This is a genomic window from Dokdonella soli (assembly GCF_039523175.1).
Classification (GTDB): Bacteria; Pseudomonadota; Gammaproteobacteria; order Xanthomonadales; family Rhodanobacteraceae; genus Dokdonella_A; species Dokdonella_A soli.
Window position 1 is genome coordinate 228,296 of record NZ_BAAAEU010000025.1, and the last position, 22,874, is coordinate 251,169.

Genomic DNA, 22,874 nt, shown 5'->3' on the forward strand with positions numbered 1-22,874 from the left:
CCGATGCAGATGCTCACGCACGCCGACTTGTGGAAGCTGGAGGACTACGCGCGCGAACGCAACGCGTTCCGCGCGCAAGTGCTGGCGCACAAGAAGCTGCGCACTGTGCATATCGGCGAACACCTCACGCTGATCTTCGAGGACCGCCTGACCGTGCAATACCAGGTGCAGGAGATGCTGCGCATCGAGCGCATCTTCGAGCCTGCCTCGATCGCAGAGGAACTCGACGCCTACAACCCGCTGATCCCGGACGGCACGAACCTCAAGGCGACGATGCTGATCGAGTACGACGACGTCGAGCAGCGCAAGCGTGAGCTGGAACGTCTGCGCGGCATCGAGGATCGGGTCGCGCTGCGGGTCGGCGACGCGCCACCGGTGCTCGCGATCGCCGACGAGGACCTCGAGCGCAGCAATGAAACCAAGACCTCGGCCGTGCATTTCCTGCGTTTCGAGTTGACGCCGGCGATGATCGCCGCGTTGCGCGCCGGCGCCGCATTGAGTCTCACGGTCGAGCATCCGCACTATCGCGCCGCGACCACGGTTGCGCCCGTTGTGAGCAGCGCGCTGCTCGCCGATCTGGCCTGAGCCGCTCCCGCGCGACGCCGGAACGGTCCGGCCGTACTGCTCAAAGATGACAACCGGCCGGCGTCGCGCCAACGCGGGCCAATTCGAGCGTGCCGCTCTGCCCCGCGTTAGCGCCGGCGCGGAACTGCCAGTTCAGCGTCGCCGAACTGCACGAGTGATAGACGAGCTCGCGTTGCCGACCGGCGCAGTCATGATCGTCGCGGCGTGATCGAACACGCCGCCGGTGGTTTCGTAGATGCCGATGTCGTTCACGGTAGTAGCGCCTGGTACTGGCACAGCCTGCAGCGTGTACCAGCGCTGGCCTGCCGCGCCGCTACCGGGACCCGCGTCGGCAGCGAACGTGTACCACGCCGCGAACAGCACGTCCTGTACCGGATTCCAATCGAACACGAGACCTTGGCCGCTGTTGCGGGGATCAGCCCACGCACCGGAAAGCAGGTAGTCCGCTGCGCTGTTGCCGTTGTCGCCAGCCGGCGCGCAGGTCACGTTCGCGAGCAGCCGACTCAGTGGAATGTCACCGCTGCGGCCGCTGCCGTCCGAGAAGCTGTACTGCAGCGTGCCGTGCATGCAATCGCTGAACGCGAGCGTGGCCTGCCCGACCGGCGCGGTGGTGGTCACCTGCGCTGAATCGAAGGCCCCTCCATCGGTGAGATAGATCGGCATCGTCGCCGCGGCGTCGGTCGCGTGCACCTGGCCCTGGATCGTGTACCAGCGCGGGCCGCCGGCTGCGCTGACGTCGTACGTGAACCAGCCGCCGAACAACAGGCCGACGCTAGTGCCGTAGAAATCCAGCTCGACGTCCATCAGCACGCCCTGGCCGCTGGTCGCCGGGTTGGCCCAGGAGCCAATCAGCCCGTGCTGATCGAGGTTCACATGGGCACCGACCTCGAACGCATGCTGGTACGTGGTCCCTCGAACACCGCTCGCAGCAGCCACGCGCCGGCCGGCGCGTCCGCCGGCAGCGTGTAGCGCCAGTCAAAACCGGTGCCCGAGTAGAACGGCTTCGGAACGTTCTGGCTCGCGAGATCGAAGTCGGCCGCCGTGGCCACGCTCGTGGGCTGAGCGATTGTTCCGGCCCGCCGCAACGATACGACGCGCCTCTGCAACCGGGCGGCTATATCGGCGTGCTGTGCAGGTGTCAGCGCGTCCTGAGGCGCCTGCGTGTCGACCAGTTGGGCATGCGCGGGCCCTGCCGCTCCGTCCTCCGGAATCATCGCGAAAACCAGCAACGCGAGCAGCACAGCCTGCATTGCCACGACTCCACGGCATGCCTCGCAGGAAGCAGGCTAGCACTCGATGTATCCCGCGTCATACGGGTGCGCAGCGAGCGCCGCCTGGGCCACTACCCGGTTTCGAATCTCGGCTGCTTTCCGCGGGCAATGCCGAGGAAAGGCGCATTCTGGCCAGCCCGAAACCTTGCTCCCAATTGTGGCTTCGCAGGAACTTGTTGCATGCTGCCGGCATGGAATCGGAAGGCATTGTGCTGACAGGCACGCATATACGTCTCGACCCGCTTGAGCATCGCCACGTCGACGGCTTGGTAGCCGCCGCTGCAGCCGACGGCTCGCTGTATCAGTGGAGTCCGGTTCCGCAGGGTCGAACCGAAGCCACCCGCTACATCGACACCGCGTTGGCCTGGCGGGATGCCGGCACGGCGGTGCCGTTCGCGATCATCCGCCTGGATGACGATGTCGTCATCGGGTCCACGCGCTTCTGGAACATGGAGCAGTGGTCATGGCCTCAAGGCCACCCGCGACACGGTCGCGGCGCTGTCGACGGCTGCGAGATCGGTTACACGTGGCTGACGCGCTCGGCAATCCGGACTGCGACCAACACCGAGGCGAAACTGCTCATGCTGGCGCATGCCTTCGAAACGTGGGAGGCGCTGCGTGTCTGCTTTCATACGGACTCGCGCAACAAGCGTTCGAGCGCGGCGCTCGAACGCATCGGCGGGACGTACGAAGGACTTCTCCGAGCCCATCGGATGGCGGCCGATCACATCCCCCGCGACTCGATGCGCTATTCGATCGTGGCGTCGGAATGGCCCGCCGCAAAGCGACGGCTGCATCGGCTTTTGAAGCAACACGATTGACCTCCGGCAGCCCCGGCAGCGGCTGAAGTCCTGACTGCCCTTACGGCGTCCCTCTACTTGACACCATCCCCTTCAGCAGATAGTTTCCGCATCCATTGTACTAACACATTAATACATCATCGCAATGAAACGCCGCCAGATCGAACCCGAGATTGACTCCGACCGCGCCGAGCGGTCGCTGTGCGAGGCGCTGTTGACGCTGCGCAGCGTCAACGAGGTGCGCGCGTTCCTCGACGACCTGTGCACGCCGGCCGAGCGCGAATCCATGCGCGACCGCTGGAGCGTGGTTCCGCACCTGCTCGCCGGCGAGCCGTACTGGCAGATCCACGATGCGACCGCAGTCAGCATCACCACGATCGGCCGCGTCGCGCGCTGCCTCGAACAGGGCGCGGGCGGCTATGCGCTCGCGGCACAACGCCTGCAGGAACGCCGCAAGCCCTCCACCAAAGCTACGTCGAGTGCACGATGAACGAAAATCGTGATCGCCTGCGCATCGCCGTGCAGAAATCGGGGCGGCTGTCCGATCAATCGCTCGACCTGCTGCGCCGCGCCGGCCTGGTCTTTCGCTCCAGTCGCGACCGCCTGTTCCTGTACGGCGAGAACATGCCGGTCGACGTGCTGCTGGTGCGCGACGACGACATCCCCGGCCTGCTCGTCGAGGGCAGTTGCGAACTTGGCATCGTCGGTCGCAACGTGCTGGACGAGCAGCGCCTCGCCGGCGCCGATGCGCCTGCGCCAGCCGAGTTGCAGGCACTCGGCTTCGGCAGTTGCCGCCTCGCAATCGCGGTGCCGGACAACGGGCTGATCAAGAATGTCACCGATCTCGCCGGCCTGCGCATCGCGACCTCCTACCCTGCCCTGCTCGCCGAATGGCTGCGCAAGCAGAGCATCGATGCGGAAGTCGTCCTGCTCAATGGCTCGGTCGAGATCGCGCCGCGGCTCGGCAAGGCGCACGCGATCTGCGACCTGGTCTCCAGCGGCGCGACGCTGGCCGCGAACCAGCTCCATGAACTGGTCACGGTGATGCGCAGCGAGGCCGTGCTCGCCTCGAGCCCGCGCGCACAGAACGCGGCGACCGCAGCACAGATCGAGCGCCTGTGCGCCCGCATCGGCGGCGCGCAATCCGGCGACGGCATGCGCCTGCTGATGCTGCAGGCACCGCGCAACGCGCTGCCTGCGATCACTCGACTGCTGCCCTCGCGTGAAACCCCAAGCGTGCTCAGTCTCGACGGCCGCCCCGACGACATCGCGGTGCAGGCGTTGTGCAGCGAACTCGACTGGCAGCACCTCGAAGAGCTCAAGCGCCTCGGTGCGAGCAGCCTGATGGTGCTCAACGTGGAGCGCATGCTGGCATGAACGCGATCGCCCACGCCGAAGCGACGCTGGCGGTCATCGACTGGGCTACGCTGGACGAAAGGCGACGTCGCGACGTGCTGGCGCGTCCGCGACCGATCCGCGATGAAGCCCAGCTTGCCGACGTGCGCGCGATCCTCGCCGACGTGCGTGCGCGCGGCGATACCGCGCTGCGCGAACTGACCCTGCGCCTCGACGGTTGCGACCTGGCGTCGTTCGAAGTCGACGCCGACGAGTTCGGCGTGGCCGAAACCGAGATCGGCGCCGACGTGCGGGCCGCGATGCGCAACGCGATCGCGCACGTCGAGCGGTTTCATGCCGCGCAAGTTGCGGCGGACATCCGCGTCGACACCGCACCGGGCGTGCGCTGCGAGCAGCTCATCCGCCCGATCGGCCGCGTCGGTCTGTACGCGCCGGCCGGCAGTGCACCGCTCCCGTCCACGGTGTGGATGCTGGCGGTGCCGGCGCGCATTGCCGGCTGCCCCGACATCGTGCTCGCGACGCCGCCACGCGTGGACGGCCACGCCGATCCGGCGATCCTGGTCGCTGCCAGACTTTGCGGAGTGACTCGCGTGCTCAAGCTCGGTGGCGCACAGGCGATCGCGGCGCTCGCCTATGGCACCGCGTCGGTGCCGCGTTGCGACAAGCTGTTCGGCCCCGGCAATGCATGGGTGACGGCAGCGAAACTCGAGGTCGCCGCCGATCCCGAAGGCGCCGCGATCGACATGCCGGCCGGTCCGTCCGAAGTGCTGGTGATCGCCGACGACAGCGCCGATCCGACCTTCGTCGCAGCGGATCTGCTCGCACAGGCCGAACACGGCGCCGATTCGCAGGTGCTGCTGGTCAGCCCGAGCGCGCGCGTGCTCGACGCGGTCGCACGCGCGGTGACGGCGCAGGTCGCCGAACTGCCGCGCCGCGAGATCGCGCGCGCCGCACTCGCGCATGCGCGCCTGATCCGCGTGCGCGATCTCGCCGAGGCGGTCGAAGTCTCGGAACGCTATGCGCCCGAACACCTGATCGTGCAGACACGTGATGCGCGCACGCTGCTGCCCGGCCTGAGCAACGCGGGGAGCATCTTCCTCGGTGCGTGGTCGCCGGAAACGGTCGGCGACTACTGCGCCGGGCCGAACCATGTGTTGCCGACGCTCGGTTTCGCGCGATCGTTCAGTGGCGTCGGCGTGGACAGCTTCGTGCGCCGCGTCAACGTGCAGGAGCTCAGCGCCGAAGGCCTGCGCAGCATCGGTGGCGATGCCGCGCTGCTCGCGCGCACCGAGCGGCTTGAGGCGCACGCACGCGCCGTGGATCTGCGCCTGGATGCGATGACGCGCGATACCGAAGCGGCCACGCAGAGGGCGAGCGCATGAGCCTGCTCGCACGCACGCGCCCCGATCTCGCCGCGTTCCAACCCTACGTATCGGCGCGCAAGACCGGTCTCGACGGCCGCATCCGCCTCAACGCGAACGAATCGCCGTGGGCAGGTGATGGCGCCACGTTCGGCACGAACCGCTACCCCGATCCGCAACCGGCACTGCTGCGCGCGCGCCTCGCCGCGCTGTACGGAGTACCGGAGTCGCGGCTGTGGATCGGCCGCGGCAGCGACGAGCCGATCGACCTGCTGTTGCGTGCGTTCTGCCGTGCCGGCCGCGACAACATCGTCGCGACGGCGCCGACGTTCGGCATGTACCGCATCGGTGCGCAGGTGCAGGGCGCTGCGTACCGCGCGCATTCTTTGCCCGCCGCGCAGAACTTCGCACTCGATCCGGAACGCCTGCTCGCATTGACCGATGCGGACACCAAGATCGTGTTCGTCTGCTCGCCGAACAATCCGACCGGCACGCTGCACCACGCCGCGCTCGGCTTCCTCGCCGAACGCCTCGCCGGCCGTGCGCTGCTGCTGGTCGACGAAGCCTATATCGAATTCGCCGAGGTACCCAGCGCGACCGCATTGATCGACCGCCACGACAACGTCGCCGTGCTGCGCACGCTGTCCAAGGCGCATGCGCTGGCCGGCGCACGCATCGGCACGCTGATCGCGCGCGAAGAGATCGCGGCGTTCGTCGCGCGCCTCGCGGCGCCGTATCCGCTGCCTTCGCCCTGCGTCGCACTCGCGCTTGAGGCTTTGCAGCCGGCCGCGCTCGAACACACGCGCCGGCGCATCGCGATGTTGATCGCCGAGCGCACGCGCGTCGCCCGCGAGCTGGCCACACTGGCCGATGTGCGCACGATCTGGCCGTCCAGCGCGAATTTCGTGCTCGCACGGTTTGGCGATGGCGAAGCCGCGCTCTCGCGCGCGCTCGCGGCCGGCATCGTGTTGCGCGACGTGTCGGCACAAGACGGTCTCGACGACTGCCTGCGTATCACAATCGGCGCGCCGGAGGAGAACGACGCGCTGATCGATACGCTTTTCGCTCCCTCTCCCCCGACGGCTTCATCGTCGGGGGAGAGGGCTGGGGTGAGGGGGCGAGGCGTCAATCGCCTGCAAGATTTCGGCGCAGCTGGAACCCCGCCCCCTCACCCTACCCTCTCCCCCGGCTTTGCCGGGGGAGAGGGAAAAACGGCGGAGCCGAGCCCATGAGCGGCGCCGCTCCGAAGATCCTGTTCGTCGACCGCGATGGCACCCTGATCGAGGAGCCCGCCGACCAGCAGATCGATGCCTACGAGAAGTTCCGCCTCGTGCCGGGCGCGATCGGCGCGCTGCGCCGGCTCGTCGATGCCGGCTACGAACTGGTCATGGTCAGCAACCAGGACGGGCTCGGCACGCCAAGTTTCCCGGACGCCGATTTCATCGGTCCACAGCAGCTGCTGCTGGATATCCTCGCCGGTGAAGGCATCCGTTTCCGCGAAGTCCTGATCGACCCGAGCCTGCCGGCCGAGCACGCGCCGACGCGCAAACCCGGCGTCGGCCTGGTGCGCCACTATCTGGGACCCGGCGCGCTTGAGCGCGAACGCAGCGCGGTGATCGGCGATCGCGAGACCGATCTCGAATTCGCGCGCAATCTCGGCATCCGCGGCCTCCGCATCGGCAGCGACGGCGACTGGCCGGCGATCGCGCATGCACTGCTCGATGCGCCGCGCCGTGCGCATGTCGATCGCGTCACCCGCGAGACGCGCATCGCCATCGACGTCGATCTCGACAGCACCGTGCGGCCACGCATCGAAACCGGTATCGGCTTCTTCGATCACATGATCGAGCAACTCGGCGTGCATGGCGCCTTCGCGTTGAATCTCTCCTGCGCCGGCGACCTGCACATCGACGAACACCACACTGTCGAGGACTGCGCACTCGCGCTAGGCCAGGCCCTGCGCGAGGCGCTCGGCGATCGCCGCGGTATCGGCCGCTACGGCTTCGTGCTGCCGATGGACGAGGCGCTGGCCCAGGTCGCCATCGATCTGTCCGGACGTCCCTACTTCGTGTTCGAGGGTGCGTTTGCGCGCGAGAGCGTCGGCGCGCTGCCGAGCGAACTCGTGCCGCATTTCTTCCGCAGCCTCGCTGATGCGCTCGGTGCGAACGTGCACCTGAGCGTGCGCGGCGAGAACACGCACCACATGATCGAAGCCTGCTTCAAGGCGGTCGGCCGCGCGCTGCGCCAGGCGATCCGGCGCGACGGCGGCGAGATCCCGAGCAGCAAGGGTCGGCTCATATGAAGGATGAGCTCGTGACGGTGCGCGCGGTCATCGTGCCCGGCAGCGGCGCGAACTTCGGTTCGCTGCACGAAGCGTGCAGGCGAATCGGCGTCGCGGCCGAGATCAGCGAGGAAGCCACGCGCATCCGCGCGGCGACGCACGTGCTGCTGCCCGGCGTCGGCGCCGCTGCACACGCGATGAGTGCCTTGCGCACACGCGGGCTGGATCGCGTGCTGGCCGGACTCACCCAGCCGCTGCTCGGCATCTGCCTCGGCATGCAGCTGCTGTTCGAATCGTCAGAGGAATCGCCTGAAGCCCTCTCCCCCGAGCTTGCTCGGGGGAGAGGGTTGGGTGAGGGGGCGGGGGTTGGGCAACCTCGAGCAGTCATCCCTGAAGCGCCCTCCCGTCGGTATCCTGCCTCCCCACCCCAACCCTCTCCCCCAACGATGAAGTCGTTGGGGGAGAGGGAGACCACTTGCCTCGGCCTGTTGCCGGGTCGCGTCCTGCGCCTGCCCGCGGCGCCGAGTTGGCCGCACATGGGCTGGAACCAGATCAGCCTCGATCAGCCGAGGCATCCGTTGCTGGCCGGCATCGATACCGCAGCGTGGTTCTATTTCGTGCACGGCTACGCGGCCGCGCCGGATGCTGCGACGCTGGCGCACAGCGAACACGGCACGCCGTTCGCGGCGATCGTCGCGCGCGGCAACGTGCACGGCGTGCAATTCCACCCGGAAAAATCCGCCTCGGCCGGACGCCGTCTACTCGCCAACTTCTTCGCACTGACATGATGATCATTCCCGCCATCGATCTGCGCGACGGCCGCGTCGTACGCCTGCGCCAGGGCGATTTCACGCAGACCCGGACCTTCGACCACGATGCGGTCGTGCTGGCGCAGCGCTACGCCACGGCGGGCGCGAAGTGGACGCATGTCGTCGACCTCGACGGCGCGCGCGCCGGCCGCCCCGCGCAGCTCGAACTGCTCGCGAGGATCGCCGGCCTTGGGATGCAGTTGCAGGCCGGCGGCGGCGTGCGTTCGCACACGGACGTCGAGCGCCTGCTCGATGCGGGTGTGGCGCGCGTCGTCGTCGGCAGCATCGCGGTGCGTGCGCCGTCCGTGTTTGCAGACTGGTTGGCCGCGTTCGGCGCGGACAGGCTCTGCCTCGCGCTCGATGTGCGCCGTGGCAATGACGGTCGCTGGCGCCCGGCGGTCGATGCCTGGCAGGCCGACAGCGACGCCGACGTCGGCGAACTGCTGGACGGTTTCCGCAGCGCGGGGCTGCGTCATGTGCTGACCACCGACATCGCACAGGACGGCATGGGCGCCGGCCCGAACCTCGACCTGTATCGCGAACTCGTCGCACGCTGGCCGCAACTCGAATGGATCGCATCCGGCGGCGTGCGCGATCGCCGCGACATCGACGCGCTGCGTGCGACCGGCGTGGCCGGCTGCGTAGCCGGCACTGCGCTGCTGGACGGCACGCTGACCTTGGAGGAGTTCGCCACATGCTCGCGCGCCGCCTGATTCCGTGCCTCGATGTCGCCGATGGCGTCGTCGTGAAAGGCGTGCGCTTCCGGGACCATCGCGTGGTCGGCGACATCGTCGAGCTCGCACGGCGCTACGCTGAGGAAGGCGCCGACGAGCTCGTGTTCTACGACATCACCGCGAGTCCCGAAGGACGCCGCGTCGACGTCGCGTGGATCAATCGCGTCGCCTGCGAGCTCGACATCCCGTTCTGCGTCGCCGGTGGCATTCGCTCCGTCGCCGATGCCGAGGCAGTACTCGCCGCTGGCGCGGACAAGGTCTCGATCAACAGCCCCGCGCTTGCGCGGCCTGCGTTGATCGATGAACTCGCGGCGCGGTTCGGCAGCCAGTGCGTGGTGATCGGCATCGATGTCGACGGACAGGCGGATGGATTGCCCGGTTCGTGGCGGGTCATCGCCAACAGCGGCAAACCGGACGCGGCAAGCGACAGTGGCCGCGACCTGCTCGGCTGGGTACGCGAAGTCGCCGATCGCGGCGCCGGCGAGATCGTGCTGAACTCGATCCGCGCCGACGGCGTGCGTGGCGGCTATGCGCAGGCGCAGCTCGCGGCCATGCGCGCGGCGACCACGTTGCCGCTGGTGGCGTCCGGCGGCGCCGGCAAGCCTGAACACTTCGCCGAGGTGTTCGAGCGCTGCGGTGTCGACGCCGCGCTCGCGGCGAGCGTATTCCACTCCGGCGAGATCGAGATCGGCGCGCTCAAACGATTTCTCGCCGGACGCGGCATCACGGTGCGGCTATGAATGAACCATTGATCGACGCGCTGGACTGGAGCACGCTGGATTGGAGCAAGGGCGACGGCCTGCTGCCGCTGATCGTGCAGCACGCGCACGACGGCCGCGTGCTGATGCTCGGCTACACGAACCGTGAAGCGCTCGCACTGACGCTGCAAACGCGCGAGATTCACTTCTGGTCGCGTTCGAAGCAACGCCTGTGGCGCAAGGGCGAAAGCTCGGGCCATGTGTTGAGCCTGGTCTCGATCACCGCCGATTGCGACCGCGACACCCTGCTCTGCCAAACGCTGCCGGCCGGTCCGACCTGCCATCGCGGAACCGCGAGCTGCTTCGACGGCGATGCGGCCGCACACCCGTGGCTCAACGAACTCGAGGCGCTGATCGCTGCGCGTGCGCAGGCCGATCCGTCATCGAGCTATGTCGCGAAACTGCTCGCCGGACCGCCGGCGCGGCGTGCGCAGAAGGTCGGTGAGGAAGGCGTCGAGACAGCGCTCGCTGCGGTTTCCGGCGACCGTGATGCATTGCGTGGCGAAGCGGCGGATCTCTTGTTCCACTTGCTGGTGCTGCTGCGCGGCGCCGGGCTCACGCTCGCCGATATCATCGGTGAACTCGCGCGGCGGCATCGCGGCGATCGCGCTCAACCGGCGACTGGCGCGAAGGACTGATCGGCGTACCTCCGCGAGGAGGGTTGCGCGACATGCGCCGGACCGCCGCGCCACATGGGGATTTCAGGCGGGCGGATCGAATCCGCTGATGAAGATCGTGTCGTTGTTCGCCGGCGGCGTGAAATCGCCACTGCGGATTCAACCGGCGGATGCAATACTCCTTCTGCTTACGCAGTTACAAGGGTGTTGCATCCACTGGTTGAATCCGCAATCCAGAGCGGTCATCCGGACCGAGCCGAATCCTCAATCGACGCATCGTGTGGTCATTGAGCCCACGTTCCATGCGGCTGCGCTTAGTTCAGATGCGAATCGTACCAATGAAGCATGCGTTCCATCGAGTCGCGCCGATGACTGTCTTCGTCGAAGAAATGCCACTCGCGGGGGTAGCGCACCATCTGCGTCTCACGGCCCATGAAGCGAAGGCCGTTATAGAACTCCTCGCCCTGTGAAATGGGGACCCTGGTGTCTGCCTCACCATGGAGAACCAGAGTAGGCGTGTGGCAGTGTTCGAGAAAGCGAATCGGAGAATGCACATCGTAGAGGTCTCGATGCGAAGTCAGGTCGCCGTAGAACCGCGTGAGGAAGTCAGGCGCAATGTCCGTGGTCGTCGCCATGCTGATCAGATCGGCGATCGCTGCGCCGGCGACCGCGACCTTGAATCGGTCCGTATGCGTTACGGCCCAGGCCGTCAGATAGCCCCCGTAGCTCCAGCCGCCAATGCCAAGGCGAGCCGGATCGGCGATACCTCTGGAAATCAGCACATCCACGCCGTCCATGATGTCCTGAAGTTCGGCATCACCCCAATTGCGATCGATGGCTTCGCTGAAGCTCGTGCCACCGCCTTCCGATCCTCGCGGGTTGGGCAGCAGCACGACATAGCCATGGGATGCCAGGACTCTTCCCCAGTCGTACCACGTACCGTGAAATCCCAAGTCCCAGGCACTGGTCGGACCACCGTGAAGGTGCACGACCGTTTTGTAGCGCATGTTCTTGTCATAGCCGGGAGGTAGAAGGAGAACACCGTAGATGCTTCTTCCGTCTTTCGAGCTCGTCCAAGTCAATGGCTGTTCCGTGCCCAAATTCCAGCTCTCCACCTGTGTATTGGCATGAGTGAGCCTGCGTTCCCTGCCCCCCACACGCGCGTGGACTTCTCCAGGATGATCCCGAGTTTCCTGCACGTATGCGAGCGTCTCTCCATCGACGCTGGCGCTGAGTTCGCTTGGGGATCCCTCGAAGGTTCCTGATTCGGATAGCGCTCCCGACCGGGCGTCGATCTTGACAAGGTGGAACGTCACCCCTTTCAAGACGGTGGCCGTGAGGCTATTGCCTTGTCTGTCCCACACCATGTCCTTGACCGTGGCCGGAATGTCGCTGCCGATGACGGTCTCCGCCCCGCTATCCACGTCGTAGAGAACCGGAACGGTGGTGTCGGTTGTCGGCGCCAGCTTGAAAAACGCCAGCACGGACCCGGTCGGTGACCAGCGAACGATCCGTTCGCCGGCATTGCCCGGAAACGCCTTGTCCAGATGTCCGGTTGCCGTATCGAAAACGACGATCTTCAAGACATTTTCAACGTCGTTTACGCGAGGTGTCGCCGAGGCGGAAGCCGCAATCCGCTTGCCATCCGGCGACCAGTCGAATTCGACGATGTTGAGATCCGGTGGCGTAAGCAAGCGCGCTTGTCGCGTAGCCAGATCGAAGACCCAAAGGCGATCGTACCGATAGTTCTTGTCGACTTCGACTTCGTCCGCTTTGAGAGCCCGTCGCTCTGCCAGAACCTTCGCTTCCGGATCCCGGCGAACAAAGGCCAGAAGCTTCCCGTTTCTCGACCACTTGAATTTCTTGATCCCACCAGGAATGTCGGTCAGGGGAATGACCCCGCCACCATCCAGCGGAATCATCCATATCTGCCGGCCCTTCTGGGTAGCGTGTTCACTGGTGACTTCAGCATCACCTGTACTGGATGACTTTTCTCCGGGCGCATCCGCGTCGGAAAAAGAGAAGTGGAAACTCTTTTCGCCACGCAGCGGGTTTTCTCTCTTCGAAAGGAAGGTCAAGAATTTGCCATCGGGTGTCCAGGCCGGTGAAACAGCCGATTCGCCGTCGAGGACGAAAGGCCGAGGCGCACTCTTTCCGTCTGTGGACACCAACCAGACGGTCGTCTTCTGCTCGGCATCAACGAGATAGGCAATAACTCTCCCATCGGGGGAGACGCGCGCTTCACGGACATTCCTGAGGCTGACAAGATCACCAGGCTCCACGGTCTTTCGATCTTTCGATGCAGCGGCCGGTTCGCATGGAAGCACGAACAGAATTGCAAGCAGGGCCAAGCGCTTCATGATGTCTGCCTTGTCGGGTCGCATCATGGATGGCGTTCTGGTCGCTTTGGTTTAAACGAGTGTCAATCACTCCACGGTTGACGGGCGTTCGAAGAAGGCAAAGAGAATGTTGATGCGCACCGAGCCGTGGCAAGCCAACTCGGATTCAGCTTGCCTTTCGCGTAGGTCGCACGCAGCGATTCGTCGCTCTGGCGCAGCTCCACGACATCGATGTTCGCGCCGCCGGCGGTGGCGGCAAGCGCTTGCGCCGGCCCTGCCAGCGCAAGCGAGAACACCAACGAGATGACCGCCCCGTTCGCCATCGGCACGTCCCTCATTTCTCCGCCGCGGTCCAGCGCTTCAGCCACGCATTGACCGTGTCGTGCCAGAGCACGCTGTTGTGCGGCTTCACGATCCAGTGATTCTCGTCCGGGAAGTGCAGGAACTCGCTCGGGATGCCGCGGCGCTGCAGCGCGGTGAACGCGCCGAGGCCCTGATCGAGTGGAACGTTGAAATCCTGATCGCTGTGCACGACCAGCATCGGCACGCGCCAGTCCTTGACGTGGTTGACCGGGTTGAACGTCTCGTAGAGGGCGGGATCCTCGTACTGCGTCCTGCCGTTGTGATCCCATTCGTCGAACCAGAGTTCATCGGTCGCGTAGCTCATCAAGCGACTGTCGAACACGCCGTCGTGCGCGACGATGCATTTCCACGGCTCCTTCCAGACGCCCGCGATCCAGTACGCCATGAAGCCGCCGTAGGACGCGCCGAGCGCGCAGGCGCGGTTGCCGTCGAGGAACGCATACTTCTGCTGAGCGGCGGTCCAGCCGAGCTTGAGGTCTTCGAGCGGCGCGCCGCCCGATTCACCGGAGATCGCGTCGGTGAACGCCTGGCCGTAGCCGGTGGAACCGTGGAAATTGATCGCGACTACCGCGAAGCCCTGACCCGCGTAGGTCTGGGGATTCCAGCGGTAGTGGAAATCGTTGTTCATCGCGCCGTGCGGACCACCATGGATGATGAACGCGACCGGATATTTCTCGCCCTTCCTGTAGCCGACCGGCTTGACCACGTAGCCCTGCACGGTGTCGCCGCCATGCCCCTTGAACGTGAAGAACTCGGCGTCTCCGAAGCGTATGTCCTTCAGGCGATCCGTATTGAAATGCGTGATCTGCCTGAGACCCTTGCCGTCCGCGGCAGCCGTATAGACGTCCGCTGGATGCTGGAAATCCTGACGTACAACGACCAGACCTTTCCGGCCGACATCGAAGCCCACCACGCTGCCACTGGCGACGAGCCTGGTCACCTTGCCGCTGGCGATGTCCACCGCTAACAGCGCGTGATCGCCCCAGTCGTCAGTGGTCGTGTACAGCGATTTGCCGTCGGCGGATTCCTTCAAGGCTGATGCGGAGCGATCCCATTGCGGATCGAGTTCGCGCTTCGTGCCCGTCGCAAGATCCAGCGCCATGATGCCGAAGCGGTCGGCCTCGAAACCCGCGCGCTTCATCGCCAGGTAGTACAGCGTCTTGCCGTCCGCGGAGGGCAACGGCCAGCCGTCGCAGGCCGGATTGTCGGCGGTCAGGTTCTTCGGCGTGGACGAGCCATCGGCCGGCACCGAGTAGATGTCGAAGTTGGTCGACGAGGGCTCGTTCGTGCCGGCGATGCGCGCGTTGAAGTACACCATCGCGCCGTCGGGCGAGAACGCGTATTCGCTGTCGTCGCCGAACGGCTTGGACGGCAAGTCGCCGTCGATGCCTTTGCTCAGCAAGCGCAGCTCACCGCCGATCTTTCCATCGCCGCCGATGTCGGCGATGAACAATTGCGAGCGACGACCGTCGGCCCAGGCATCCCAGTGGCGCACGAAGATCTTGTCGTGGACCGTGCCGCTGGCCTTGTCGGCATCGCGTGCATCGAGCTTCCTCTTCGTGCAAGCGATCGCATCGGCGCTGCTGGCGCACTCGGGGAATACGTCGATCGACAGCAGCGCTCGCTTGCCGTCGGGCGAGAGCTTGAAGCTGTTGACATCGAACGCAACCGAGGACAGCGCGTGCGCCGCGCCTCCCTTCGCATCGACCTGCCAGAACTGGCTGGTACCCTCCTTCGGCGCGAGGAAATACACGCTCCCGCCATCCGCCGACCAGCGCGGGCTGGACGCATTCAACGTCTTGTCGGTGATGCGTCGCGATGCACCGCCTGCCATCGGTACGACCCAGATTCCATTCAAGACCTTGTCCGCGACATAGTCGGTCTCGCGAACACTGAACACGACGGTCTTGCCATCCGGCGACAGTGCGGGATCGCCGACGCGATCCATCGTGACCAGGTCACGCGCATCGAAAGGATGCGGAGTTTCGATGGCGGCAACCGGCCATGCAACGGCCAGCGCCATGACAAATACAGACTTCATCGATTTCCTTCAGCGGAGCGGACCTGGACACTCAAGAAAACGGCGCACTCTACCCGAGCGCGCCGTTTTCGTTTTTTGCATGATGCTGCAATCAACGTTTGCTGATTACTTCGCAGTCCACTGCTTCAGCCACGCATTCACCGTGTCGTGCCAGAGCACGCTGTTGTGCGGCTTGAGGATCCAATGGTTCTCGTCCGGGAAGCGCAGGAATTCGCTCGGAATGCCGCGGCGCTGCAACGCGGTGAACGCGGCCAGCCCCTGTTCAAGCGGGATGCGGAAATCCTGGTCGCTATGCACGACCAGCATCGGCGCGCGCCAGTCCTTGACGTGGTTGACCGGGTTGAACTTCTCGTAGGCAGCCGGATCCTCGTACTGCGTCTTGCCGTTGTGCTCCCACTCGTCGAACCACAGCTCCTCGGTCGAGTAGCTCATCATGCGGCTGTCGAACACGCCGTCGTGCGCGACGATGCACTTCCACGGCTCGTTCCAGTTGCCGGCGATCCAGTACGCCATGAAGCCGCCGTAGGACGCGCCGAGCGCGCAGGCGCGATCGCCGTCGAGGAACTTGTACTTGTCCTGGGCCGCGGCCCAGCCGAGCTTGAGGTCCTCGAACGGCGCGCCGCCCCAATCGCCCGAGATCGCATCGGTGAACTTCTGGCCGTAACCGGTCGAGCCGTGGAAGTTGATCGTGACCACCGCGAAGCCCTGCCCCGCATAGGTCTCGGGATTCCAGCGGTAGTGGAAATCATTGGTCATCGCGCCCTGCGGGCCGCCGTGGATGATGAACGCGACCGGGTATTTCTCGCCCTTCCTGTAGCCGACCGGCTTGACCACATAGCCCTGCACGGTATCGCCGCCGTGGCCCTTGAACGTGAAGAACTCGGCATCGCCGAAACGGATGTCCTTCAGGCGATCGGCATTGAAATGCGTGACCTGCTTGAGGCTCTTGCCATCGGCAGCAGCCGTATAGACGTCCGTCGGATGCTGGAAGTCCTGGCGTGCGACGACCAGGCCCTTCTTGCCGACATCGAAGCCCATCACGCTGCCGTCGGCGACGAGCTTGCTCGCCTTGCCGCTGGCGATGTTCACCGCGAACAGCGCATGGTCGCCCCAGTCGTCGGTCGTCGTGTACAGCGACTTGCCGTCAGCGGATTCCTTCAATGCCGACGCGGAGCGATCCCATTGCGGATCGAGTTCGCGCTTCGTGCCCGTCGCAAGATCCAGCGCCATGATGCCGAAGCGGTCGGCCTCGAAACCCGCGCGCTTCATCGCCAGGTAGTACAGCGTCTTGCCGTCTGCGGAGGGCAACGGCCAGCCGTCCCAGGCCGAATTGTCGGCGGTCAGGTTCTTCGGCGCATAGGGGCCATGTGCGGGAACCGCGAAGATGTCGAAGTTGGTCGACCACGGCTCGCCCTTGCCGGCGACGCGCGCGTTGAAATACACGGTCTTGCCATCCGGCGAGAACGCGTACTCGCTGTCGTCACCGAACGGCTTGGACGGCACGTCGCCATCGATGCCCTGGCTCAGCAGGTACAGCTTGCCGGGCTTGCCGTCGGCACCCAGGTCGGCGATGAACAGCTGCGAGCGGCGGCCGTCGGCCCAGGTGTCCCAGTGGCGCACGAAAATCTTGTCATAGACCGTACCGCTGGCCTTGTCGGCCTTGCGCTCATTGAGCTTCTTCGCCGTACAGGCAACCACGTCCGCGTCATTGGCGCACTCCGGGAACACTTCGAGCGAGAGCAGCACGTGCTCGCCGTCCGGCGACAGCCTGAAGTTGTTGACGTCGAGCGCGAGCGATGTCGCCTGTTGCGCCGCGCCCCCCTTCGCATCGATGCGCCACAGCTGGCTGGTGCCATCTTTCGGCGCGAGGAAGTACAGGTTCTTGCCGTCGGAGGACCAGCGCGCACTCGTCGCGTTGAGCGCCTTGTCGGTGAGGCGCAGCGGATTTCCACCCGCTGCCGGCACGAGCCAGATACCGTTCAATCCCTTGTTGGCCGCGTAATCGGTCTCGCGGACCTGGAGCACGATGGTCTTGCCATCCGGCGACAACGCGGGGTCGCTGACGCGATCCATCATCACCAGATCGTGCACATCGAACGGGTGCGGCGCGGCGAATACAGGTGCGGCAACGGCGAGCGCCAGGACGGCGGCAAGCGACTTCATCGGATTCTCCTGAGGGCGTCGAACGCGTGATGGTAAGCGTTGGTCGCCTGGCGCGAAAGCCGCCGCCAGCGATCCTTGCAACGTCGACCTGATAGGCTGTCCCGCCCTCATCGCCACGACACATCGCGCCAATGGCCTCCATGTGCAACGCTGGTCTACGTTCTCTCCCTGCCCTGCTCCGTATCATCTTCGTCGCCTTGCTGCTGGCCAGCAGCTTCGTGTCGGCCGCCACGCGCCCGAACTTCGTCGTGCTGATGGCCGACGATCTCGACAATGCGACGCTGCAACGCGCACGCGATCTCGGACTGATGCCGAACTTCGATGCGGTCCTGCAGGCCGGTGGGCTGCGCTTCGACGAGTCCTTCGTGTCCGATCCGCTGTGCTGCCCCTCGCGCGCGACCTTCCTGACCGGGCAGTACCCGCACAATCACGGCGTGCTCAACATCACCTACAACTCGACCACGCCAGAGGGATCCTTCGCCGCGTTCGATGACCGCGAGGCGATCAACGTCTGGCTGCAGCGCGCCGGCTATCACACCGGTCTGATCGGCAAATTCCTCAACGGCTACGGCTACGTGCCACCGCGCAACTGTCCTGCCTGCGACAGGATGCATTACGTGCCGCCGGGCTGGAACGACTGGCAGGGCATGCCGGACTACGGTGAACTCAATGGTTCGGCCGGCGTCGGTTATGCCGGCGCCTACTGCATGTACAACTATTCGATCAACGTCAACGGCACGTTGGCGACGTATCACAGCGCGACCAGCGACTACCAGACCGACGTGATCGCGCAGCGGGCCGGCGCCTTCGTCGATCATGCTGCGACACTCGGCCAACCCTTTTTTCTCTATCTCGCGCCGCTGGTGCCGCACTACGAACTCTGCCTGCCTGCGAACGATTCGTTCGAGCGGGACGTGCGCGGACCACCGCGCCACGCCAACACCCTGCCTTCATCCGTGCAGCTCGATCCCTTCAAGCCATCGTTCGACGAGGCGGATGTCAGCGACAAGCCCTTTTGGTTCGCGACCCAATATCCTTCGCTGACCACCACCAAAATCGACAACCTCAACCGCCAGTACCGCCATCGCATCGAGGCGCTGCGCGCACTTGACGACATGATCGGCGTGCTCAAGCAGCATCTGGTCAGCTCCGGCACCTGGGACAACACGCTGCTGATCTTCACCTCGGACAACGGCTGGCTGTATGGCGAGCACCGCACCGTGGGCAAAGTGCTCGCCTACGAGGAATCGATCCGCGTGCCACTGCTGCTGCGCGGCCCCGGCATTCCGGCCAACACCGCGCGCAATGCGATGGTGCTCAACAACGACCTCGCACCCACGCTGGCTGCGCTCGGCGGCGCGACTCCGGGCCTGACCTGCGACGGACGCAGCCTGGCGCCGCTGTTCACGGCCGACAATCCGCCCGACTGGCGCCGACGTTTCCTCGTCGAGCACTACCGAGATGCAGGCAGCGCACCGGTGTCTTTCGCCGACTACCTCGCCGTGCGCACCGCCACCACCGAGACCAGCGCCAGCGGTGCCCAGCGCACCCTGGTCGACTGGCGCTACCAGGGCCACCCGTACGGCGTCGAGCACTACAACCTGGTCAACGATCCGTACCAACTGAACAGCCTGACCGCCAGCAGTGGCGCCGATGCCGCGGAGCGCGCCGCATTGAACACGTCGTTGGCACTGTTGCGCCACTGCGGCAAACCCGGCTACCCAAGTTGTGGCTACGCCGAATTCACGACCGACGAGATCTTCCTCGACGGATTTGAATAGCGATCCGGGACAACCGGTCGCCCGGAGAGAGGGCTGGGTCCATCACCTTGGACTGAGCCGCTAAACTCGCCAGTCGCTCGCATCCGCTGCAAGCGCCTCGTCATGAGATCCGCAGGAAACCCATGTCCACGACCGCCGCCCTGGCGATACCGCGCCACGACGAATTGTTTGGCCATCCGAAAGGCCTCTACGTCTGCTTCTTCACCGAGATGTGGGAGCGCTTCTCGTTCTACGGGATGAAGGCGCTGCTGTTGCTCTACCTGACCAAGTACCACCTGTTCAGTGACGACAACGGCTACAACCTGGTGGGCGCGTACGGCGGGCTCGTCTACGCGATGCCGGTGATCGGCGGCCTGATCGCGGATCGCTGGCTCGGCATGCGCAAGGCGGTCGTGTTCGGCGGCATTCTGCTGGTGCTCGGCCATTTCGGCATGGCGATCGAGGGGCATCCGGCGTCGAGCGTGAACGGCGTGGTCACGCGCGACGCCGGCACGTTGCAAGTGTTCTATTTCTCGCTGGCGCTGATCATCATGGGCGTCGGGTTTCTGAAGCCGAACATCTCGACGATCGTCGGCAAGCTCTATGCGGAGAACGATCCGCGTCGTGATTCCGGCTTCAGCCTGTTCTACGCGGGCATCAATATCGGCGCGACGGTATCAGGCGTGCTCTGCGGCTGGCTCGGCGAGACCTACGGCTGGGGCTGGGGTTTCGGTGCCGCCGGCATCGGCATGCTCGCGGGCCTCGCGAATTTCCTGTACGGCCAGAAGCATCTGATGGGTCATGCAGAGCCGCGTGAACCGGACAAGCTGCGCGAGCGTGTGTTCGGACCGTTCTCGCGCGAACACTTGATCTACGGCGGCACACTCGTCGGCCTGCTCGCGATCTGGGGCCTGATCCAGGCGCACTCGCTGTTCCTAGTGATCGTACCCGGCATCTTCGAGCCGAGCCCGGTGATTCTCGGCATGCATCTGATCACTGCCTGCCTGCTCGGCGGCATCCTCTGGTTCATGTTCACGCACTGCACGAAGGTCGAACGCGAGCAGATGTTCGTCGTGCTCGCGTTCATCGCCTTCTGCCTGATCTTCTTCACGCTGTACGAGCAGACCTACGGTTCGTGGGTGCTGTTCTCGGACCGCGTGATGAACCATCGCGCGCTCGGCGTCGAATGGACCGCGAGCGAGCTGACCTCGCTCGGCGCGCTGTTCATCCTCGTGCTCGCACCGATCTGCGCGTGGCTGTGGCCGCGCCTGGAGAAGATCGGCTGGAACCCGAGCAAGCCGGCGAAGTCCGCGTACGGCCTGATCCTGGCCGGCGTGTCGTTCCTCGTGCTGGTCTGGAGCGCACGCAATCCGCAAGCGAACGGCCTCACCAATATCTGGTGGTTCGTGCTGGCGTATTTCGTGCTCGAGGTCGGCGAGATGCTGCTGTCGCCGATCGGCCTGTCCGCGGTCACCGAGTTGTCGGTGCCGCGCGTGGTCAGCCTGATGATGGGCGGCTGGTTTCTCGGCACCTCGTACTCGGAAGTGCTCGCCGCCGCGCTCGGCAAGCTGTCATCGATCGAGATTCCCGAGGGCGAGACCTTGAACATCGCCGACGCGCTCGCGAAATACGACCAGCTGTTCGTGTACTCGGCAAAGATCGGCATCGGCTGCGGCCTCGTCGTGCTGGTGCTGACGCCGTTGATCAAGCGCTGGATGCATGGGGTGAGGTAGCACATCCCGCGCCGCAAGCGGCGGCTTGCAACTCGTGCGCACTACCCCGGGGGTTGTAGTTTCACCGCCACCGGACACGCGTGCTATGTTGCGGTGTGGATGAGAATCGCCGCGATGCGGGCCTGGTGCGCGCAGTGGGGCCCGCGGGCCTCGCGGCGAGCATCATCAATGTGGTCGTCGGCGCCGGGATTTTCGCAGTGCCGGCAGCACTCGCCGCTTCCCTCGGCTCGTATGCGCCGATCGCCTTTGTCGTCTGCGCGGTCGTGATCGGATCGGTCGCAATCTGTTTCGCCGAGGGCGGCAGCCGCGTGCCGACCAGTGGCGGCGTCTACGGCTATATCGAAACCGCATTCGGGCCGCTCGCCGGTTACGTGGCCGGCACGATGCTGTGGTTTTCCGACCTGCTCGCCTGCGGGGGCATCGCGGCGGCTTTGGCCGATGTGGCGGCGAGCCTGTTGCCGCCGATGACGCGTGCGCCGGCGCGGGTGGTGGTGATCGTCGGCGCGGTCGGCGGCATCGCGCTCGTCAACATCGGCGGTGTCGCGCGCGGCGTGCGGTTGATCAATGCAGCGACCGTGCTGAAATTGATTCCGCTGGTGATCTTCATCATCGCCGGCGCGGGCGCAATTCATTCTGAAAATTTCCCCGCGACGGCGCAGCCCGGCACGGCAGACCTGGGCCGCGCGCTGATACTCGCGCTGTTCGCGTTCACCGGCATGGAGACAGCGCTATGCGCGAGCGGTGAAGTGGCGCAACCGACACGCACCATTCCGCACGCGCTGGCAATCGCGATGCTGACGGTGACGCTGCTGTACATCGGTATCCAGGTCATCGCGCAGGGAGTCCTCGGTCCTGCACTGGCGCAATCCACGGTGCCGCTCGCCGATGCGATGGCGCGCATCAACCCAACGCTGCGCCTGCTGATGCTGGCCGGAACCGCCCTGTCGATGCTCGGCTGGCTCGGCAGCGACATCCTCGGCACTCCGCGTGTGCTGTTCGCCTTTGCGCGCGACGGTCTGATGCCGCGCGTGCTCGGGCGCGTGCACCCGCGCAGTCACGCACCTCACGTCGCGATTGCCTGCTACGCGACGCTGGCGATCGGCCTCGCGTTGACCGGAACCTTCGTGGAGCTTGCCGTGCTCTCGACACTCGGTGTCGCGGTGCCGTACATCCTTGGCTGCGCGGCGGCCTGGCAGCTTGCGCGCCGCTGCGTGGCATCGGCGGGCGCACCACTGAACTTTCGCTGGCTCGGGATCGCGATGGTCACCGCCATTGCCAGCATGCTGGGGCTCATCGCGCTGGCATCACGCGCAGAAATCCTCGGCCTGATCGCGGCGCTGATCATAAGCGCCGCTCTCTATCGGCTATTGACCTGGCGTGCGCTGGCCCGGCAATGAAGGCGCGTCTGCTTTCGGTGCTCGATCCTGACGTCGTCCTGCGTGCCGACGCCGTCGCCGTGCTGGCGAGCGCATCGAGGCAGGGTGTAGGTGCACCGAAGCTCGCACCGGAGGTCCGCGGTGCGGCCGCCGTGGCGGACACCTTCTTGGGACGCGCCCGGTTCGCGCAGGCGGCGCTCGTCAACGGCGCAATGGGCGCCATGTGGCCCCGGATGCAACGCCGCGGGTCGCGTTCCCGTTCACCATCGAACGTGGGAAGATCGTCGGGATCGAGATCATCGCCGACCCTGCGCGCTTGAGCGAGGCTGACGTCGTGGCGCTCGATAGCTGACGATCGGCCCTGATCGCGGATCGGTCGGTGGGCTGAGCAATGCGTTGCAGCACGCGCGGGGCGTTGGGAATGGCTGCATACGACCCGAACCAACCACTCGGAAAGTGCAACCTGAAAACTCATGTCGCCGCCGCCTGTGCGTGGCGGTAAGTTCGCGACCGCGACGTCCGAACAC

At 65.5% G+C, this 22,874-nt stretch carries 20 protein-coding genes; 14 read left to right on the plus strand and 6 right to left on the minus strand.

Annotated features, from left to right (window positions below; genetic code table 11):
- The first annotated feature begins 3 nt into the window (after positions 1 to 3).
- Positions 4 to 585, plus strand: coding sequence for a DUF3501 family protein (locus ABD002_RS18085; RefSeq protein WP_343793702.1), 582 nt, complete (start codon positions 4 to 6; stop codon positions 583 to 585).
- A 132-nt stretch (positions 586 to 717) separates the two neighbouring features.
- Here ABD002_RS18085 and ABD002_RS18090 read toward each other — a convergent pair whose 3' ends face one another.
- Positions 718 to 1,458, minus strand: coding sequence for a hypothetical protein (locus ABD002_RS18090; protein ID WP_343793704.1), 741 nt, complete (start codon positions 1,456 to 1,458; stop codon positions 718 to 720).
- Positions 1,455 to 1,835 carry a hypothetical protein gene (locus ABD002_RS18095; RefSeq protein WP_343793706.1) on the minus strand — a complete coding sequence of 127 codons (381 nt, stop codon included), beginning with the start codon at positions 1,833 to 1,835 and terminating at the stop codon, positions 1,455 to 1,457. Before ABD002_RS18095 ends, ABD002_RS18090 begins: the two co-directional genes overlap by 4 nt.
- 212 nt (positions 1,836 to 2,047) lie before the next feature.
- Here ABD002_RS18095 and ABD002_RS18100 point away from each other — a divergent pair, with 212 nt between their 5' ends.
- The 10 genes from ABD002_RS18100 to hisIE all read left to right on the plus strand — a co-directional run bounded on the left by ABD002_RS18100 (position 2,048) and on the right by hisIE (position 10,593).
- The gene (locus tag ABD002_RS18100) at positions 2,048 to 2,677 is read left to right on the plus strand and encodes a GNAT family N-acetyltransferase (RefSeq protein ID WP_343793708.1); all 630 of its coding nucleotides are present in this window, start codon (positions 2,048 to 2,050) and stop codon (positions 2,675 to 2,677) included.
- 124 nt (positions 2,678 to 2,801) lie between these two features.
- On the plus strand, positions 2,802 to 3,146 hold the full coding sequence (locus tag ABD002_RS18105; RefSeq protein WP_343793710.1) for a YerC/YecD family TrpR-related protein: 345 nt from the start codon (positions 2,802 to 2,804) through the stop codon (positions 3,144 to 3,146).
- On the plus strand, positions 3,143 to 4,033 hold the full coding sequence (hisG, locus tag ABD002_RS18110) for an ATP phosphoribosyltransferase (protein WP_343793712.1): 891 nt from the start codon (positions 3,143 to 3,145) through the stop codon (positions 4,031 to 4,033). Before ABD002_RS18105 ends, hisG begins: the two co-directional genes overlap by 4 nt.
- Entirely contained in the window at positions 4,030 to 5,394 is a 1,365-nt protein-coding gene (hisD, locus tag ABD002_RS18115; protein ID WP_379988168.1) for a histidinol dehydrogenase, read from the plus strand. Before hisG ends, hisD begins: the two co-directional genes overlap by 4 nt.
- Positions 5,391 to 6,605 carry a histidinol-phosphate transaminase gene (hisC, locus tag ABD002_RS18120; RefSeq protein WP_343793714.1) on the plus strand — a complete coding sequence of 405 codons (1,215 nt, stop codon included), beginning with the start codon at positions 5,391 to 5,393 and terminating at the stop codon, positions 6,603 to 6,605. Before hisD ends, hisC begins: the two co-directional genes overlap by 4 nt.
- Positions 6,602 to 7,675 carry a bifunctional histidinol-phosphatase/imidazoleglycerol-phosphate dehydratase HisB gene (hisB, locus tag ABD002_RS18125; protein WP_343793716.1) on the plus strand — a complete coding sequence of 358 codons (1,074 nt, stop codon included), beginning with the start codon at positions 6,602 to 6,604 and terminating at the stop codon, positions 7,673 to 7,675. The genes hisC and hisB overlap by 4 nt, the downstream gene beginning before the upstream one ends.
- Positions 7,672 to 8,442, plus strand: a complete 771-nt coding sequence (locus tag ABD002_RS18130) for an imidazole glycerol phosphate synthase subunit HisH (protein WP_343793718.1) — start codon at positions 7,672 to 7,674, stop codon at positions 8,440 to 8,442. The genes hisB and ABD002_RS18130 overlap by 4 nt, the downstream gene beginning before the upstream one ends.
- Positions 8,439 to 9,176 carry a 1-(5-phosphoribosyl)-5-[(5-phosphoribosylamino)methylideneamino]imidazole-4-carboxamide isomerase gene (locus tag ABD002_RS18135; RefSeq protein WP_343793720.1) on the plus strand — a complete coding sequence of 246 codons (738 nt, stop codon included), beginning with the start codon at positions 8,439 to 8,441 and terminating at the stop codon, positions 9,174 to 9,176. Before ABD002_RS18130 ends, ABD002_RS18135 begins: the two co-directional genes overlap by 4 nt.
- Positions 9,158 to 9,937, plus strand: a complete 780-nt coding sequence (hisF, locus tag ABD002_RS18140) for an imidazole glycerol phosphate synthase subunit HisF (RefSeq protein WP_343793722.1) — start codon at positions 9,158 to 9,160, stop codon at positions 9,935 to 9,937. The genes ABD002_RS18135 and hisF overlap by 19 nt, the downstream gene beginning before the upstream one ends.
- Entirely contained in the window at positions 9,934 to 10,593 is a 660-nt protein-coding gene (hisIE, locus tag ABD002_RS18145; RefSeq protein WP_343793724.1) for a bifunctional phosphoribosyl-AMP cyclohydrolase/phosphoribosyl-ATP diphosphatase HisIE, read from the plus strand. The genes hisF and hisIE overlap by 4 nt, the downstream gene beginning before the upstream one ends.
- A 293-nt stretch (positions 10,594 to 10,886) precedes the next feature.
- On the opposite strand, the gene ABD002_RS18150 is transcribed toward hisIE, so the two are convergent.
- The 4 genes from ABD002_RS18150 to ABD002_RS18165 all read right to left on the minus strand — a co-directional run bounded on the left by ABD002_RS18150 (position 10,887) and on the right by ABD002_RS18165 (position 17,478).
- Positions 10,887 to 12,959, minus strand: a complete 2,073-nt coding sequence (locus ABD002_RS18150) for a S9 family peptidase (RefSeq protein WP_343793726.1) — start codon at positions 12,957 to 12,959, stop codon at positions 10,887 to 10,889.
- Between the two features lie 35 nt (positions 12,960 to 12,994).
- Complete coding sequence (locus tag ABD002_RS18155; RefSeq protein ID WP_343793728.1) at positions 12,995 to 13,234, minus strand: hypothetical protein; 240 nt, start codon at positions 13,232 to 13,234, stop codon at positions 12,995 to 12,997.
- Positions 13,235 to 13,245: 11 nt separating this feature from the next.
- Positions 13,246 to 15,315: a prolyl oligopeptidase family serine peptidase gene (locus ABD002_RS18160; RefSeq protein ID WP_343793729.1), complete on the minus strand. Its 2,070-nt coding sequence runs from the start codon at positions 15,313 to 15,315 to the stop codon at positions 13,246 to 13,248.
- Between the two features lie 105 nt (positions 15,316 to 15,420).
- Positions 15,421 to 17,478 carry a prolyl oligopeptidase family serine peptidase gene (locus ABD002_RS18165; protein WP_343793734.1) on the minus strand — a complete coding sequence of 686 codons (2,058 nt, stop codon included), beginning with the start codon at positions 17,476 to 17,478 and terminating at the stop codon, positions 15,421 to 15,423.
- A 197-nt stretch (positions 17,479 to 17,675) separates the two neighbouring features.
- Here ABD002_RS18165 and ABD002_RS18170 point away from each other — a divergent pair, with 197 nt between their 5' ends.
- The 3 genes from ABD002_RS18170 to ABD002_RS18180 all read left to right on the plus strand — a co-directional run bounded on the left by ABD002_RS18170 (position 17,676) and on the right by ABD002_RS18180 (position 22,368).
- Positions 17,676 to 19,259 (plus strand): sulfatase family protein, encoded by a 1,584-nt coding sequence (locus ABD002_RS18170; RefSeq protein WP_343793736.1) that lies wholly within the window; start codon positions 17,676 to 17,678, stop codon positions 19,257 to 19,259.
- A 122-nt stretch (positions 19,260 to 19,381) separates the two neighbouring features.
- On the plus strand, positions 19,382 to 20,971 hold the full coding sequence (locus ABD002_RS18175) for a peptide MFS transporter (RefSeq protein ID WP_343793738.1): 1,590 nt from the start codon (positions 19,382 to 19,384) through the stop codon (positions 20,969 to 20,971).
- Positions 20,972 to 21,066: 95 nt separating this feature from the next.
- Complete coding sequence (locus ABD002_RS18180) at positions 21,067 to 22,368, plus strand: APC family permease (protein WP_343793740.1); 1,302 nt, start codon at positions 21,067 to 21,069, stop codon at positions 22,366 to 22,368.
- Positions 22,369 to 22,874 lie beyond the last annotated feature (506 nt).